At 66.3% G+C, this 13,559-nt stretch carries 12 protein-coding genes; 10 read left to right on the top strand and 2 right to left on the bottom strand.

The window, feature by feature from the left end:
* Positions 1 to 77 precede the first annotated feature (77 nt).
* From mscL to AC1RLU_RS10305, 4 genes are all read left to right on the top strand, one after another.
* A complete protein-coding gene (gene mscL, locus AC1RLU_RS10320) occupies positions 78 to 497 on the top strand; it encodes a large conductance mechanosensitive channel protein MscL (protein WP_061964634.1) in 420 nt (139 codons plus the stop codon).
* 122 nt (positions 498 to 619) lie between these two features.
* Positions 620 to 1,813: a pyridoxal phosphate-dependent aminotransferase gene (locus AC1RLU_RS10315; RefSeq protein ID WP_492795418.1), complete on the top strand. Its 1,194-nt coding sequence runs from the start codon at positions 620 to 622 to the stop codon at positions 1,811 to 1,813.
* A 119-nt stretch (positions 1,814 to 1,932) separates the two neighbouring features.
* Complete coding sequence (locus AC1RLU_RS10310; RefSeq protein WP_492795416.1) at positions 1,933 to 2,994, top strand: AbrB family transcriptional regulator; 1,062 nt, start codon at positions 1,933 to 1,935, stop codon at positions 2,992 to 2,994.
* 134 nt (positions 2,995 to 3,128) lie between these two features.
* Complete coding sequence (locus AC1RLU_RS10305; RefSeq protein WP_492795414.1) at positions 3,129 to 4,484, top strand: protoporphyrinogen/coproporphyrinogen oxidase; 1,356 nt, start codon at positions 3,129 to 3,131, stop codon at positions 4,482 to 4,484.
* A gap of 9 nt (positions 4,485 to 4,493) precedes the next feature.
* Here the strand turns inward: AC1RLU_RS10305 and AC1RLU_RS10300 are convergent, their stop codons facing one another.
* Positions 4,494 to 5,429, bottom strand: coding sequence for an SMP-30/gluconolactonase/LRE family protein (locus tag AC1RLU_RS10300; RefSeq protein ID WP_492795413.1), 936 nt, complete (start codon positions 5,427 to 5,429; stop codon positions 4,494 to 4,496).
* A gap of 60 nt (positions 5,430 to 5,489) precedes the next feature.
* The gene (locus AC1RLU_RS10295) at positions 5,490 to 6,395 is read right to left on the bottom strand and encodes a LysR family transcriptional regulator (protein WP_061964624.1); all 906 of its coding nucleotides are present in this window, start codon (positions 6,393 to 6,395) and stop codon (positions 5,490 to 5,492) included.
* Positions 6,396 to 6,532: 137 nt separating this feature from the next.
* Between AC1RLU_RS10295 and AC1RLU_RS10290 the strand changes: the two genes are divergently transcribed.
* The 6 genes from AC1RLU_RS10290 (at position 6,533) to hisS (ending at position 13,365) form a co-directional block, all read left to right on the top strand.
* Positions 6,533 to 7,969: an FAD-binding oxidoreductase gene (locus AC1RLU_RS10290; protein ID WP_492795411.1), complete on the top strand. Its 1,437-nt coding sequence runs from the start codon at positions 6,533 to 6,535 to the stop codon at positions 7,967 to 7,969.
* Between the two features lie 59 nt (positions 7,970 to 8,028).
* On the top strand, positions 8,029 to 8,313 hold the full coding sequence (locus tag AC1RLU_RS10285; RefSeq protein WP_492795409.1) for a GIY-YIG nuclease family protein: 285 nt from the start codon (positions 8,029 to 8,031) through the stop codon (positions 8,311 to 8,313).
* A gap of 69 nt (positions 8,314 to 8,382) precedes the next feature.
* Positions 8,383 to 9,570, top strand: a complete 1,188-nt coding sequence (gene glcE, locus AC1RLU_RS10280; protein WP_113585876.1) for a glycolate oxidase subunit GlcE — start codon at positions 8,383 to 8,385, stop codon at positions 9,568 to 9,570.
* Positions 9,570 to 10,205, top strand: coding sequence for a DUF2585 domain-containing protein (locus AC1RLU_RS10275; protein WP_492795407.1), 636 nt, complete (start codon positions 9,570 to 9,572; stop codon positions 10,203 to 10,205). The genes glcE and AC1RLU_RS10275 overlap by 1 nt, the downstream gene beginning before the upstream one ends.
* 3 nt (positions 10,206 to 10,208) lie before the next feature.
* The gene (gene glcF, locus AC1RLU_RS10270) at positions 10,209 to 11,582 is read left to right on the top strand and encodes a glycolate oxidase subunit GlcF (protein WP_492795405.1); all 1,374 of its coding nucleotides are present in this window, start codon (positions 10,209 to 10,211) and stop codon (positions 11,580 to 11,582) included.
* A gap of 208 nt (positions 11,583 to 11,790) precedes the next feature.
* The gene (gene hisS / locus AC1RLU_RS10265) at positions 11,791 to 13,365 is read left to right on the top strand and encodes a histidine--tRNA ligase (RefSeq protein WP_492795403.1); all 1,575 of its coding nucleotides are present in this window, start codon (positions 11,791 to 11,793) and stop codon (positions 13,363 to 13,365) included.
* Positions 13,366 to 13,559 lie beyond the last annotated feature (194 nt).

Below are 13,559 nucleotides of genomic sequence, written 5' to 3'. Positions count from 1 at the left end.
TTCCCTGCTCTGTGCGGCTGGTTTAGCGTCCGGCTCAGGCTGTTGGGGTAGCCTTGCCGATTCTCAAGGGGTGCAGCATGTTGGAAGAATTCAAGAAATTCGCCCTGAAGGGCAATGTCGTCGATCTCGCCATCGGTGTCATCATCGGTGCGGCGTTCGGCAGGATCGTCGACTCTCTCGTCACCGATATCATCATGCCTTTCATCGGCGCGCTCGGCGGCGTCGATTTTTCGAACTATTTCTTCGGCCTCAACAGCGGCGTCACCTCGCCGATCCTCTCGGAAGCCCGGAAACAGGGCGCCGTGCTGGCCTATGGCAACTTCGTTACGGTCGCGATCAACTTCCTGATCATCGCCTTCGTTCTCTTCCTCGTGGTCAAGGGCATCAACAAGCTTCAGAAGAAGCCGGCGCCGGTGGACGAAGCCCCCGCGCCCAAGGCGGAAGATGTTGTCCTCCTCGGCGAAATCCGCGACCTGCTCAAGCAGAAGCAGGCCTGATCCCGCTATCCGCGCGGTCGTGATTCATCACGGCCGCCGATCGACCCGATCTCGCGATTTCATGTCTCGCCGCGCCGCAATCGGCTAAAGGTGGAGCACTGATTTTCGCGAGGTCGATCCCGATGAACACCGCCATCTTGCCGGGCAGCACCCTGCTTGCCGAGCTTCGCCCCGAAGCCCGGAATGCGCCGGAAAGCGGCATCGTCGAGGTGGTCAACCACGGCAGGCTCAAGCAGGGCCTGATCCCGCTCTGGGTCGGGGAGGGCGATCTCTCGACCCCCTCGTTCATCGCGGACGCTGCGGCGCGTTCGCTCGCGGCCGGCGAGACCTTCTACACCTGGCAGCGCGGCATCCCGGAACTGCGTGAGGCGCTCGCCCGCTACCACCAGCGCCTCTACGGCCGTGCCTTCTCGCCCGAGAGCTTCTACGTCACCGGCTCAGGCATGCAGTCCGTCCAGATCGCGGTGCGGATGATCGCCGGCCCCGGCGACGAGATACTCATCCCGACGCCGGCCTGGCCGAATTTCGGCGCCGCCGTCGGCGTCAGCGGCGCGGCGACCGTCTGCGTCCCGATGGATTACGCGCAGGGCCGCTTCACCCTCGATCTCGATCGGCTCGCGAAGGCGATCACCCCGCGTACCCGCGGCATCCTGGTGAACTCGCCGTCGAACCCCACCGGCTGGACCGCGACCAGGGCCGAGCAGGAGGCGCTGCTCGCGCTCTCGCGCAAGCATGGCATCTGGATCGTCGCCGACGAGATCTACGGCCGCTTCGTCTATGACGGCTCGGAGCGCGCTTCCTCCTTCCACGACTTCATGGAGGCCGAGGACCGCGTCATCTTCGTCCAGACCTTCTCGAAGAACTGGGCGATGACCGGCTGGCGCATCGGCTGGATCGAGGTGCCCGTCGCCTTCGGGCAGATCGTCGAGAACCTCATCCAGTACTCGACCTCCGGCTCGCCGGTCTTCGTCCAGCGCGGCGCCATCGCGGCTCTCGACGAGGGCGAAGGCTTCGTCGCCGAGCAGATCGCGCGCGCTGCCGAAGGCCGCCGGATCGTGTTCGAGGGGCTGAAGGCGACGAACCGCGTCACGCTCTCGGCGCCGGTCGGCGCGTTCTACCAGTTCTTCTCGGTCGATGGCCGCGAGGATTCGCGCAAGCTCGCGCTCGATCTGGTCGACAGCGCCAATGTCGGCCTCGCTCCCGGCACCGCCTTCGGCCCCGGCGGCGAGACCGGACTGCGCCTCTGCTTCGCCCGTAACTCCGCCGATCTGGTCGAGGCCGTGGCGCGCCTGCAGAAGGCCCTCGCCGTCCTCTGATCTCGAAGCGGGTGGCGCAACGCCGCCCTGCGCCCGGCGGGCAGCGGGTCGGTTGACCCGCCGTCGGACCATCGCCATGAACGCCCGGCGCCTCCTGTCCTCGGCGCGGCGGGAAGGCGATGAAAGCGTTCGGCTATCCTTCGAACCGGCTGACGCTGCTCTGGCGGGAAATTCTGGTCATCGCCCTGGCGGCGGTCGGGGGCGGGGCCTTCGCCCTGCTCGGCATGCCCGCCGCCTGGCTCTCCGGTTCGATGCTGCTGAGCGCGGTGGTGGCGCTGATTCGCCCATTGCCGAACCTGCGCCGGCCCTGGTTCGATTCGACCATGGTCCTGTCCGGCGCGATCCTCGGCTCGGCGGCGACGCCCGAGGCGCTGGCGGCGGCGGCGCGTTATCCCGCCTCCCTCGTCATTCTCCTCGTCGGCGTCGCGGTGATCATGCTCGCGACCGGCGCCTATCTGCGCCATGTCGCGCGCTGGCCCTGGATCGATGCCTTGCTGGCCGCGGCGCCGGGCGCCTTGTCGACCGTGCTCGCCGTGGCACAGGCGAAGGGCGCCAATATCGGCCGGATCTCGGTCGTCCAGCTCTTCCGCCTGCTCGTGCTGGTCGCGCTTCTGCCCAGCGTGATGCAATTGAGCGGCGCCGCCACCGGCATGCCGACACCCGCCGTCCAGGAAGTCGATGCGGGCACGATGTTCGGCGTGACGATGGCGGGACTGACGCTCGGGTTGGTCTTCGAACGGCTCGGCCTCTCCGCCCCGCTGATGTTCGGTGCCACTTTCGCCAGCGCCGCCCTGCATGGCAGCGGCCTCGTTGAGGGCGCGTTGCCCATGCCGATCCAGATCGCCGTGCAGGTCCTGCTCGGCACGACCATGGGCGGGCGCATCGCGCATATCCCACGCAACGAGCTGAAGGGACTGTTTCCGCTCGCTATCGGCGGCTTCGCCGTCTCGATCATCGTGGCCTTCCTGTTCGCCTGGCCGGCAGCCTGGCTTGCCGGCGTCTCCTATGCCAGCGGCATGGCGGCCTTTGCGCCCGGCGGCCTGGAGGCGATGGCGATGCTCGCCTTCGCGATGGGCTTGGATACGCTCTATGTCGGCGCGCATCACCTCGTGCGCTTCGTCATCATCGGCCTGGCGATGCCGCTGGTCCTGGGCCGCATGAAGAATGTGCCGCCGCGCTGATCTGCGGCCGGGCTGGGCTTAACGATCCCTTATGTTCGGGCTCGACGATTGCGGCTTTTCCGCAAATCCGAATTCATTCGCTCCTGATATATATTGAGCCGTCGACATAGGTCGATGGACGCGGAGCGACCGCCATGACCACCGCCGTGCAGGCTCCGAACGTCTGGCGCCGCTTCGCCAAGCCCGTCGCGATTGTCGGCGCCGGCATTGCCGGCCTGACCGCCGCCCTCGACATCGAGCGCCGGGGCTTGCGCGCCACGGTCTTCGAAAGCGGCCGCGCCGTCGGCGGCATGGCCTCCTCCTTCAAGGATGCCGAGGGTTACACCTACGATTTCGGGGCGCATTTCGTCAGCAATCGCCTGGCCGATGCCATGGGAGCGAGCGCGATCTCGCGCACCGTCCGCCATTACGGCGAGGCGGTCGCACTGGGGCAGAAAAGCTACAGCTATCCCTTCGGCCTCGCGCTCTCGCCGCGTTATGCGGCGAGCGCAGTGTCCGCGCGCCTGAAACCGCAGCCGGTCGCGAACGCCGCCGACTGGTTCCGCAACGCCTATGGCGAGGCGCTCGCCGAGGATGTCGCGATCCCGCTCGCCGAGGCCTGGTCGGGCGCGCCGGCGAGCGAGCTTTCGCCTGCCGTCGGCAACAAGCTCGCGGCCGGGGTGATGAAGACCTTTCTCCTGAAGGCGGCGTCGCGCCTGTCGGGCCGCGCGGTCTGCAACGGCTACTCGCACGAGATGCCGGAGAGCCCGCGCGTCTACCATGTCTATCCGGAAGGCGGCGTCGCCAAACTGCTCGAGCCGACGGTGGCACGCCTCGGCGACAGCATCGCGCTGGAATCGAAGGTCGAGCGCATCTTCGTCGAGAACGGCAAGGTCGCGGCCGTCAAGGTCAACGGCCGCGAGATCGGCGTCTCCGCCGTGATCAGCACGGCGCCGGTCCATGTCCTGCCCAGGCTCGTCGAGGGCACCGATGCGCTCGAGGAACTCGGCGGCTTCCGCTACCGCCCGATGATCTTCGTCAACCTGCGCTTCGAGGGGCGCAACCTCCTGCCGGATACGATGCTCTGGGTGCCCGATCGCTCGCAGCCCTTCTTCCGTGTCACCGAAGCGCCGTTCTCCATGCCCTGGCTCGCGCCGGAGGGGCGCACGCAACTGACCTTCGATATCGGCTGCGAGGTCGGCGATGCCTGGTGGACCATGTCGGACGAAAAGCTGGCGCAGGCCTGCCTCGACGGCCTGTGCCGGATCTACCCGCATCTGCGTGGGCGCTATATCGGCGCCGGCGGCATGCTGAAGACGCCCTTGGCCTATCCGGTCTATCTCGCGCGCTACGAGAAGCGCCGTCAGGATTTCGCCGAGAGGACCGGCGTCGCAGGTCTCTACAGCATCGGCCGCAACGGCGAGTTCGCCCATCTCCTGATGGAGGACATCTACTGGCGCACGCTGAAGCGCATGAGCGACGTCGCCAGCTATGTCGGGCAGGATGTCTGAAGAGACGCCCTAGGACGGCCGCACCGCCCCGTTTGTATGCGTCATCACCGAATACAGCGAGGTCGTGCCGCAGATGAACAGGCGGTTGAGCTTGGGGCCGCCCCAGCAGACGTTCGCGACGATTTCCGGGATCGCGAGCTTGCCGACCAGCGTTCCGTCCGGGTGGTAGATGTGGACGCCGTCGGAGGCGCTGGTCCAGATCCGGCCTTCGATGTCGAGGCGAAAGCCATCGAACAGCCCGGCCGTGCAGGTCGCGAACACCTTCGACTCGCCGAGAGCGATGCCGTCCCGCCCCATCCGGAAGCTGCGGATATGCCGCGGGCCGTTCTCGGGATCGTGGCTCGCGCCGGTATCGGCGATGTAGAGAACGCTCTCGTCCGGCGAGAAAGCCAGGCCGTTGGGCTTGACGAAATCATCGGCGACGATCGCGATCTCGCCGGTCCGCCCATCGATCCGGTAGACGTTGCAGGCGCCGATCTCCCCGGCGGACTTGTCACCTTCGTAGTCGCTGAGGATGCCGTAATCGGGATCGGTGAACCAGATCGAGCCATCCGACTTCACCACGGCGTCGTTCGGTGAATTCAGGCGCTTGCCGCCGAAATGGCTCGCCAGCACGGTGATTGACCCGTCATGCTCGGTCCGCGTCACCTGTCGTCCGCCATGCTCGCAGGTGACGAGCCGCCCCTCGCGGTCGACCGTGTTGCCGTTGGAATTGCGCGCCGGCTGGCGGAACGTGCCGACCTGACCGCTCAGCGCGTCGTAGCGCAGCATACGGTCGTTGGGGATATCCGACCAGACCAGCGTGTTATGGGCCGGGAACCAGGCCGGCCCTTCCGACCAGCGCGCGCCGGTCCACAGCCGCTCGACACGTGCCGAGCCGGGAATGACGCGATGAAACCGCGGGTCGAGGACCGTAACCCCCGTGCCTTCGAGCACGCCGAACATGCCAAATCTCCCTGAAGCTTCGTCTGGAGCATCCCCGCCCGCACGGGGCAGGGCAATGCCTTACAATGCAAGCCCCGCATCCCAATAAGGCGTGGCGCCATAGAGCTCGCCGAGATAGTCGACGAAGGCGCGGACCTTCTGCTCCATGTGCCGGCGGCTCGGATAGACCGCATAGATCGCGACGCGCGAGCCGACGGCATAGGCCGGCAGGACCCGTTGCAGAGCGCCGGACTTGAGTTCCGGCCCGACATCCCAGGTCGAGCGCAGGGCGATACCGACGCCGCCGAGCAGCGCCTCGCGCACGACTTCGCTCGAATTGGTCCGGAGCGGACCGTTGACCCGGACCGAGACCGGTCCCTCCGGCCCGTCAAGCCGCCAGTGGTCGGCGTTATGGGCGATCAGGGTGTGGCGTGACAATTCGGCGATATCGGCCGGCATGCCATGCTCCGCCAGATAGCCCGGCGTCGCGCAGAGCACACGGTGGTTGGGGGCGAGCCGTTTGGCGACCAGGCTCGAATCCTGCAGGTCGGCGATCCGGATCGCCAGGTCGAAGCCTTCGCCGACCACGTCGACGAAGGCGTCGCTCAGCACGAGCTCGACCGTGACCAGCGGATTGGCATCGAGGAAGCGCTTGAGATGCGGCGCGACATGCATCCGGCCGAAGGAGGTCGGCGCCGAGACCCTGAGCGTGCCGCGCACCTGTCCGGCCCCGCTCGACACCCAGGATTCGGCCTCCTCGATCGAGGACAGGATCGAGACGACGCGCTCGTAGAAGCCCTGCCCGGCCTCGGTGAGGGCAAGCTGCCGCGTCGTGCGCTGGAGCAGGCGCACGCCGAGCCGCTCCTCCAGCCGGCGGATGCGCTTCGAGATCACGGCCGGCGACAGGTTGAGCTGCCGGCCGGCCGCCGACATGCTCTTGGTCGTCACCACATGTGCGAACACGTCGAGATCGCCGAACCGGTCCATTGGCACGCCACCTTTTCCAATCTGGAAATAATGGCTGGCTTTGGCCGCGCTGCAAGTGCCATTGAATTGATCTAATCTGCCGCGCAGACAAATGCCCTGTCAGTGGTGTGGATGAGTCGTCGAGAGTGGAGGGAGAGATGAGCGCGATAGCCTTTCCGGTGCCGGATGCCGGCATTCTCGCCCGTCGCGAATCGATCATCGCCGGCCTTGCGCGCCTCGTCCCGCCGCAGGCGCTGATCACCAGCGACGACGAGCGCCGCCCTTATGAGACCGATGCGCTGACCGCCTATCGCCGCATGCCGCTCGCCGTCGTGCTGCCCTCGACCACGCAGGAGGTCGCGGCCGTCCTGCGCTATTGCCGGGAGGAGGGCGTGCCGGTGGTGCCGCGCGGCTCGGGCACCTCGCTCGCTGGCGGCGCGATCCCGCAGGAGGACGCGGTCGTGATCGGCGTCTCCAAGATGAACCGCATCCTCGAGATCGATTATGCCAACCGCGTCGCGCGGGTCGAAGCCGGCGTGACCAATCTCGCGGTCACCGGCGCGGTCTCGGCCGAGGGCTTCTTCTATGCGCCTGATCCGTCCTCGCAGCTCGCCTGCTCGATCGGCGGCAATATCGGCATGAATTCGGGTGGAGCCCATTGCCTGAAATACGGCGTCACCACCAACAACGTGCTCGGCGTCACGATGGTCATGCTCGATGGCAGCATCGTCGAGATCGGCGGCTCCCATCTCGATTCGCCCGGGTACGACCTGCTCGGCCTGATCAACGGCTCGGAAGGCCAGCTCGGCATCATCACCGAGGCGACGGTACGCATCCTGCGCACGGCAGAAGGCGCGCGGCCCGTGCTCTTCGGCTTCCCGACCAGCGAGCAGGCGGGCGCGGCGGTCGCCGCCATCATCGGCGCCGGCATCATCCCGGTGGCGATGGAGTTCATGGACAAGCCGGCGATCGAGATCTGCGAGGCCTTCGCCAAGGCCGGCTATCCGATGGATGTCGAGGCGCTATTGATCATCGAAGTCGAAGGCTCGGACGACGAGATGGACGCCCAGCTTGCCCGCATCGTCGCGATCGCCAGGGAGCACGGTGTCTCGACGGTCAAGGAATCGAAATCGGCGATGGAGGCGGCAGCGATCTGGAAGGGCCGTAAATCCGCCTTCGGCGCCACCGGCCGCATCGCCGATTATATCTGCATGGATGGCACGATCCCGACCGGGCAGTTGCCCTATGTGCTCAAGCGCATGGACGAGATCGTGAAGGGCTATGGCCTGCGCGTCGCCAATGTCTTCCATGCCGGCGACGGCAATCTCCATCCGCTGATCCTCTACAATTGCAACGATCCCGTGGAGGCGCAGAAGGCCGAGGATGCCGGCATGGACATCCTCAAGCTCTGCGTCGAGGTCGGCGGCTGCCTCACCGGCGAGCACGGCGTCGGCATCGAGAAGCGCGACCTGATGACCTTCCAGTTCAATCCCGAGGACCTCGCCCAGCAGATGCGGGTAAGGGCGGTTTTCGACGAGCGCTGGCTGCTCAACCCGGCGAAGGTCTTCCCGCTGGAAGGCAGGGTGGCAGCGTGAGCTTTGTCATTCCGGGGCTCGCGTAGCGAGAACCCGGAACCCACGACTGGGTGAGAGGGATGCCGTATTTCGTCTATCTTCTCGCCCGAAAGAAGGATGGCACGCTCTATCTGGGCATCACCAATGATCTCGCGAGACGCGTTCAAGAGCACAAGGCGAAGCAGAATGCCGGCTTTACCTCTCGATACGATGTCGATCGGCTCGTCTGGTACGAAGAATTCGAATGGGTTCACGACGCCATCGATCGGGAGAAGGCACTGAAGAAATGGCGCCGCGCCTGGAAGATCAAATTGATTGAGGACATCAATCCCGAATGGACGGATCTCTATGACGGGCTGGCTTGAACGGATTTACCCAGTCGTGGGTTCCGGGTTCTTCGCTGCGCGAAGCCCCGGAATGACAAAGGGTGAAGCATGATCGTCCATACCCCCACCACCGAGGCGCAGGCCTGCGCCGTCGTGAAGTCGGTCGTCGACAGCGCCACGCCGCTCACCTTGCGCGGGGGTGGCACGCGCGCCGGCCTCGGCCGCCCGGCACAGGCCGCGAGCACGCTCTCCAGCGCCGGTCTCACCGGCATCACCCTCTACGAACCCGCCGAGATGGTCATCGCCGCCCGCGCCGGAACGCCGCTGGCGCTCGTTCAGGAAACCCTCGCCGAGCGCGGCCAGATGCTGCCCTTCGAGCCGATGGACCATCGCGCCCTCTATGGCAGCGAAGGCGAGCCGACGATCGGGGCCGTGGCCGCCTGCAACATCTCCGGCCCGCGCAGGATCAATGCCGGTGCCGCCCGCGATTCCCTGATCGGCGTCCGCCTCGTCAATGGCCGCGGCGAGATGATCAAGTCTGGCGGACGGGTGATGAAGAACGTCACCGGCCTCGATCTGGTGAAGCTGCTCAGCGGCAGCCATGGCACGCTCGGCTTCCTCACCGAAGTCACCTTCCGCGTGCTGCCCCGGCCGGAGCGCCTCGTCACGCTGCAATGGAGCGGCCTGTCCGACAGCGACGGCGTCGCGCTCCTGTCGAAGGCACTGGGCTCGCCCTTCGAGCCGATGGCGACTGCGCATCTTCCCGCAGGGCTCGCGGGTGACACGGCGCGGACCCTGCTTCGCCTGGAGAATTTCTCGGACTCGATTGAGTACCGTGCCAGTGAACTCGCCTTGCTGCTGGGCGAATATGGCGTGCCGGAGCGCCTCGAAGGAACGACACCCACCGAGCTCTGGCGCGATATCCGCGATGCCGCTTTCTTTGCCGGGAGCGATGAGGCGGTCTGGCGCCTCTCGCTCGCGCCGACCAGCGGTCCGAAGGCCGCCGCCGCGATCGCCCGCATGGTCCCAGGCGCCCGCTGCTTCTACGATTGGGGCGGCGGGTTGGTCTGGCTCGCGGTTCCGGCCGACAGCGATGCCGGCGCTGCCGCGATCCGCGCCGCGCTGAAGCCGCTCGGCGGCCATGCCACGCTGGTGCGGGCGCCCGACGCGGTGCGCGCCGCCGTCGATGTCTTTCAACCGCTGGCCGAACCGCTGATGCGGGTCACCGCCGGCATCAAGAAAAGCTTCGATCCTGCCGGCATTTTCGAGCCCGGCCGGATCTATGCGGGGATCTGATGACGCTCGCTGACACGCTTTCCGCCGAAACCCGCGATAGTCGCACCAGCTGGGCACCCAACCGGCTCGGCCCCATGACGCTCGTGCTTGTCGCCGCACTGCTGATCGCGGGCGTCGCCGCGATCCTGCTCTGGATGGGCCGCGAGCCGATCTGCAAATGCGGCACGATCAAGTTCTGGCAGGGCACGGTGGTCTCCTCCGAGAACTCCCAGCACATCGCCGACTGGTACAGCTTCTCGCACATCATCCACGGCTTCCTGTTCTACGGCCTGTTCTGGCTGATCCGCCGCATCACCGGCCTGCCGATCTCCTTCGGCCTCGCGCTCCTGCTCTCGATCCTGCTCGAAGGCGCCTGGGAGATCACGGAGAACACCAATGGCGTGATCGAGCACTACCGCTCGGCGACGATCTCGCTCGACTATTACGGCGACAGCGTCCTGAACTCGGTCAGCGACATCCTCTCGATGGTGCTGGGTTTCCTGATCGCCCGCCTCGCGCCGGTGTGGCTGACTGTCACCAGCGCGCTGGCGATGGAGCTGATCGTCGGCTGGCTGATCCGCGACAACCTCACCCTCAACGTCATCATGCTGCTCTGGCCGATGGACTGGATCAAAGCCTGGCAGGGCGGGGCCTGAACAATGCAGACCAATTTCACTCCCGAGCGCCTCGCCTCCGATCCGCGCATGCCGGCCTCGGAGAAGATCCTGCGCACCTGCGTGCATTGCGGCTTCTGCACCGCGACCTGCCCGACCTATCTGCTGCTCGGCGACGAGCTCGATTCGCCGCGCGGGCGCATCTACCTGATCAAGGACATGCTCGAGAACGGCAAGCCCGCCACCCCCGAGGTGGTCAAGCATGTCGACCGCTGCCTCTCCTGCCTCTCCTGCATGACGACCTGTCCCTCGGGCGTGCATTACATGCACCTTGTCGACCACGCCCGCGCCCATATCGAGGAGACCTATACGCGCTCCCTGCATGATCGTTTGCTGCGCAAGGTACTGGCGGCGATCCTGCCCTATCCCGGGCGCTTCCGCGCGGCGATGCTGATGGCGCTCATCGGAAAACCCTTCGCGCCGGTGCTGGGCGTTCTCCCGGTCGTCGGCTCGCGCCTGAAGGCGATGCTGGCGCTGGCGCCCGCGCGCCTGCCGACGCGCTCTGCCATGGAAGGCCCGCAGAATTTCCCGCCGCCGGTCGAGCGCAAGCGCCGCGTCGCCTTGCTCTCCGGCTGCGCCCAGCCGGTCCTCGATCCCGCCATCAACGAGGCGACGATCCGCCTGCTAAACCGCCACGGCGTCGAGGTCGTGCTGCCGAAGGGGGAGGGCTGCTGCGGCGCGCTCGTCCACCACATGGGCCAGGAACACGATGCGCTCGCCTTCGCCCGCAAGAACATCGACGCCTGGATGGCGGAGGTCGATGGCGAGGGGCTCGACGCCATCCTGATCACGGCCTCCGGCTGCGGCACGACGATCAAGGATTACGGCTTCATGTTCCGCAACGAGCCTGATTATGCCCAGAAGGCGGCGAAGGTCTCCGCGCTGGCGAAGGACGTCACCGAGTTCCTGGAGACGATTGAGCTTGCCCCGGTTCGCGATGTCGCGATGCCGATCGCCTATCACTCCGCTTGCTCGATGCAGCATGGCCAGCAGCTCAAGGACGGGCCGAAGCGCCTGTTGTCGGGCGCCGGCTTCAAGGTGAAGGAGGTACCGGAGGGGCACATCTGCTGCGGCTCGGCCGGCGTCTACAACATCCTCCAGCCCGAGATCGCGGGGAGGCTGCGCGAGCGCAAGATCGGCAATATCGAACGGACCAAGCCGGTGCTGGTCGCGACCGGCAATATCGGCTGCATGACCCAGCTCGCGAAGGGTTTTTCGGATAAAGGCGCGACGACGCCGGTGGTGCATACCGCCGAACTGCTGGATTGGGCGACCGGTGGTCCGCTGCCGGAGAAGCTGGCGCGGGCGGGGATCGAGGATCGGCCGCTCAGGGCACAAACGCTGGCGGCGGCAGAGTAGCCAAGCAGCGCGTCATGCTCGGGCTTGACCCGAGCATCTCGGAAACCAGTGCCTTCTCGTCATGAGATTCTCGGGTCTGCGCTTCGCTTCGCCCGAGAATGACGCCTCGTGACTTGCTCCCTGCGTCACGGCGGTCTACCGAACGGCCGTGTCCGGTTTCGCGACCGACAAAAGCCGACACCATCCGACAGTACGAAACGAATTGCCCATGTCCGCCGACAAGACCGCCCCTGCCAAGCTGAAGGCCCGCCAGCCGCGCGGCTTCGTCGATCGTGGCCCGGCCGATGTCGCCGCCACCGAGCGCATGCTCTCTGTCATCCGTGAGAGCTTCTCGGTCTATGGCTTCGATCCGGTCGAGACACCCTTCGTCGAGTACACCGACGCGCTCGGCAAGTTCCTGCCGGATCAGGACCGGCCGAACGAGGGCGTCTTTTCCTTCCAGGACGATGACGAGCAGTGGCTCTCGCTGCGCTACGACCTGACGGCGCCGCTCGCCCGCTATGTCGCCGAGAATTTCGACGCGCTGCCGAAGCCCTATCGCAGCTATCGCGTCGGCTATGTCTTCCGCAACGAGAAGCCGGGCCCGGGCCGCTTCCGCCAGTTCATGCAGTTCGATGCCGATATCGTGGGCAGCGGCACGGTCGCGGGCGATGCGGAGATCTGCATGCTCGCCGCCGACACGATGGAGAAGCTCGGCATCAAGCGCGGCGACTATGTCGTGAAGGTCAACAACCGCAAGGTGCTCGACGGCGTGATGGACGTGGCTGGCATCGACCCCGTCGCGCGCCTCACCGTGCTGCGCGCGATCGACAAGGCCGACAAGTTCCCGCTCGAAGAGGTCCGCAAGCTCCTCGGCGAAGGCCGCAAGGACGAAAGCGGCGACTTCACCAAGGGCGCCGGTCTCTCCGACGCGCAGTCCGACCGCATCCTGCGCTATCTCGAACTCGGCCAGAAGCTCGCCGAGCTGGGCAAGACGAATGCTCAGGACAACGAAGGCTCCGCCAAGCTCTCGGCTGCTGCGCTCACCGATCTCAGCGGCCTCGTCGAAGGCGCAGAGAACGGTCAGGCCGGGATCGCGGAACTGGAGCAGATCCGCGAGCTGATTACGGCTGCCGGCTATCTCGGCCGCATCATCATCGACCCTTCCGTCGTTCGCGGTCTCGAATACTACACGGGCCCGGTCTACGAGGTGGAGCTGACCTTCCCGGTCACCAACGACGAGGGGCAGGTGGTGCGCTTCGGCTCGGTTGCGGGCGGCGGGCGCTATGACGGCCTTGTGGGCCGCTTCCGGCCCGAGCCGGTGCCGGCGACCGGCTTCTCTATCGGCGTCTCACGGCTCTTCTCGGCTCTGAAGGCGGTGAAGTCGCCGATCGTCGATACGAAGAATGAGCTGCCGCTCGTCGTCGTCACGGCAATGGACAACAAGTCGCCGGAATTCATGCCCGGCTATCAGGCGATGGTCTCGGCCCTGCGTCAGGCCAAGGACGCCAACGGCAAGCCGCTGCTGCGCGCCGATCTCTATCTGGGTAGTTCCGGCTTCAACGCCCAGATGAAATATGCCGACCGCCGCGGCGCGACCTGCGCGATCATTCAAGGCTCGTCCGAGCGTGAGGCCGGAACGGTCGTCATCAAGGACCTGATCCTCGGCGCCGAGCTCGCCGCCGCCAGCCGCGACGTCAAGGATTCCGCCGAGCACAAGGCCAAGCAGGCCGAGGCCCAGTTCGCCGTGCCGGTCGCGGAACTGGTCGAGGGCGTGAAGCGGGTTCTGGCGCGACATTCGTGAGGCACTGCCGTCATGCTCGCCCTTGTGGCGAGCATCCACGTCTTGAACACGGCCTCTGCCTGGTGAAGACGTGGATGGTCGGGACAAGCCCGACCATGACGATGGCGGCGCCTTTCGATTCCCGTTCACCCATTTCCCTCAAATCCCTCGAAAATGCGCCGCATCGCTGCTAGGACGGCGCTCGCAACAGGACA

The sequence above is a fragment of the Allobosea sp. GW822-FHT05A11 genome (assembly GCF_058800455.1).
The sequence above is the reverse complement of the archived record's forward strand: the minus strand, read 5'-3'. Positions and strand labels throughout refer to the sequence as shown.

Coding starts and splice junctions, on each gene's coding strand:
- mscL (WP_061964634.1), top strand. CDS start 78: ATGTTGGAAGAATTCAAGAAATTCGCCCTGAAGGGCAATGTCGTCGAT.
- AC1RLU_RS10315 (WP_492795418.1), top strand. CDS start 620: ATGAACACCGCCATCTTGCCGGGCAGCACCCTGCTTGCCGAGCTTCGC.
- AC1RLU_RS10310 (WP_492795416.1), top strand. CDS start 1,933: ATGAAAGCGTTCGGCTATCCTTCGAACCGGCTGACGCTGCTCTGGCGG.
- AC1RLU_RS10305 (WP_492795414.1), top strand. CDS start 3,129: ATGACCACCGCCGTGCAGGCTCCGAACGTCTGGCGCCGCTTCGCCAAG.
- AC1RLU_RS10300 (WP_492795413.1), bottom strand. CDS start 5,429: ATGTTCGGCGTGCTCGAAGGCACGGGGGTTACGGTCCTCGACCCGCGG.
- AC1RLU_RS10295 (WP_061964624.1), bottom strand. CDS start 6,395: ATGGACCGGTTCGGCGATCTCGACGTGTTCGCACATGTGGTGACGACC.
- AC1RLU_RS10290 (WP_492795411.1), top strand. CDS start 6,533: ATGAGCGCGATAGCCTTTCCGGTGCCGGATGCCGGCATTCTCGCCCGT.
- AC1RLU_RS10285 (WP_492795409.1), top strand. CDS start 8,029: ATGCCGTATTTCGTCTATCTTCTCGCCCGAAAGAAGGATGGCACGCTC.
- glcE (WP_113585876.1), top strand. CDS start 8,383: ATGATCGTCCATACCCCCACCACCGAGGCGCAGGCCTGCGCCGTCGTG.
- AC1RLU_RS10275 (WP_492795407.1), top strand. CDS start 9,570: ATGACGCTCGCTGACACGCTTTCCGCCGAAACCCGCGATAGTCGCACC.
- glcF (WP_492795405.1), top strand. CDS start 10,209: ATGCAGACCAATTTCACTCCCGAGCGCCTCGCCTCCGATCCGCGCATG.
- hisS (WP_492795403.1), top strand. CDS start 11,791: ATGTCCGCCGACAAGACCGCCCCTGCCAAGCTGAAGGCCCGCCAGCCG.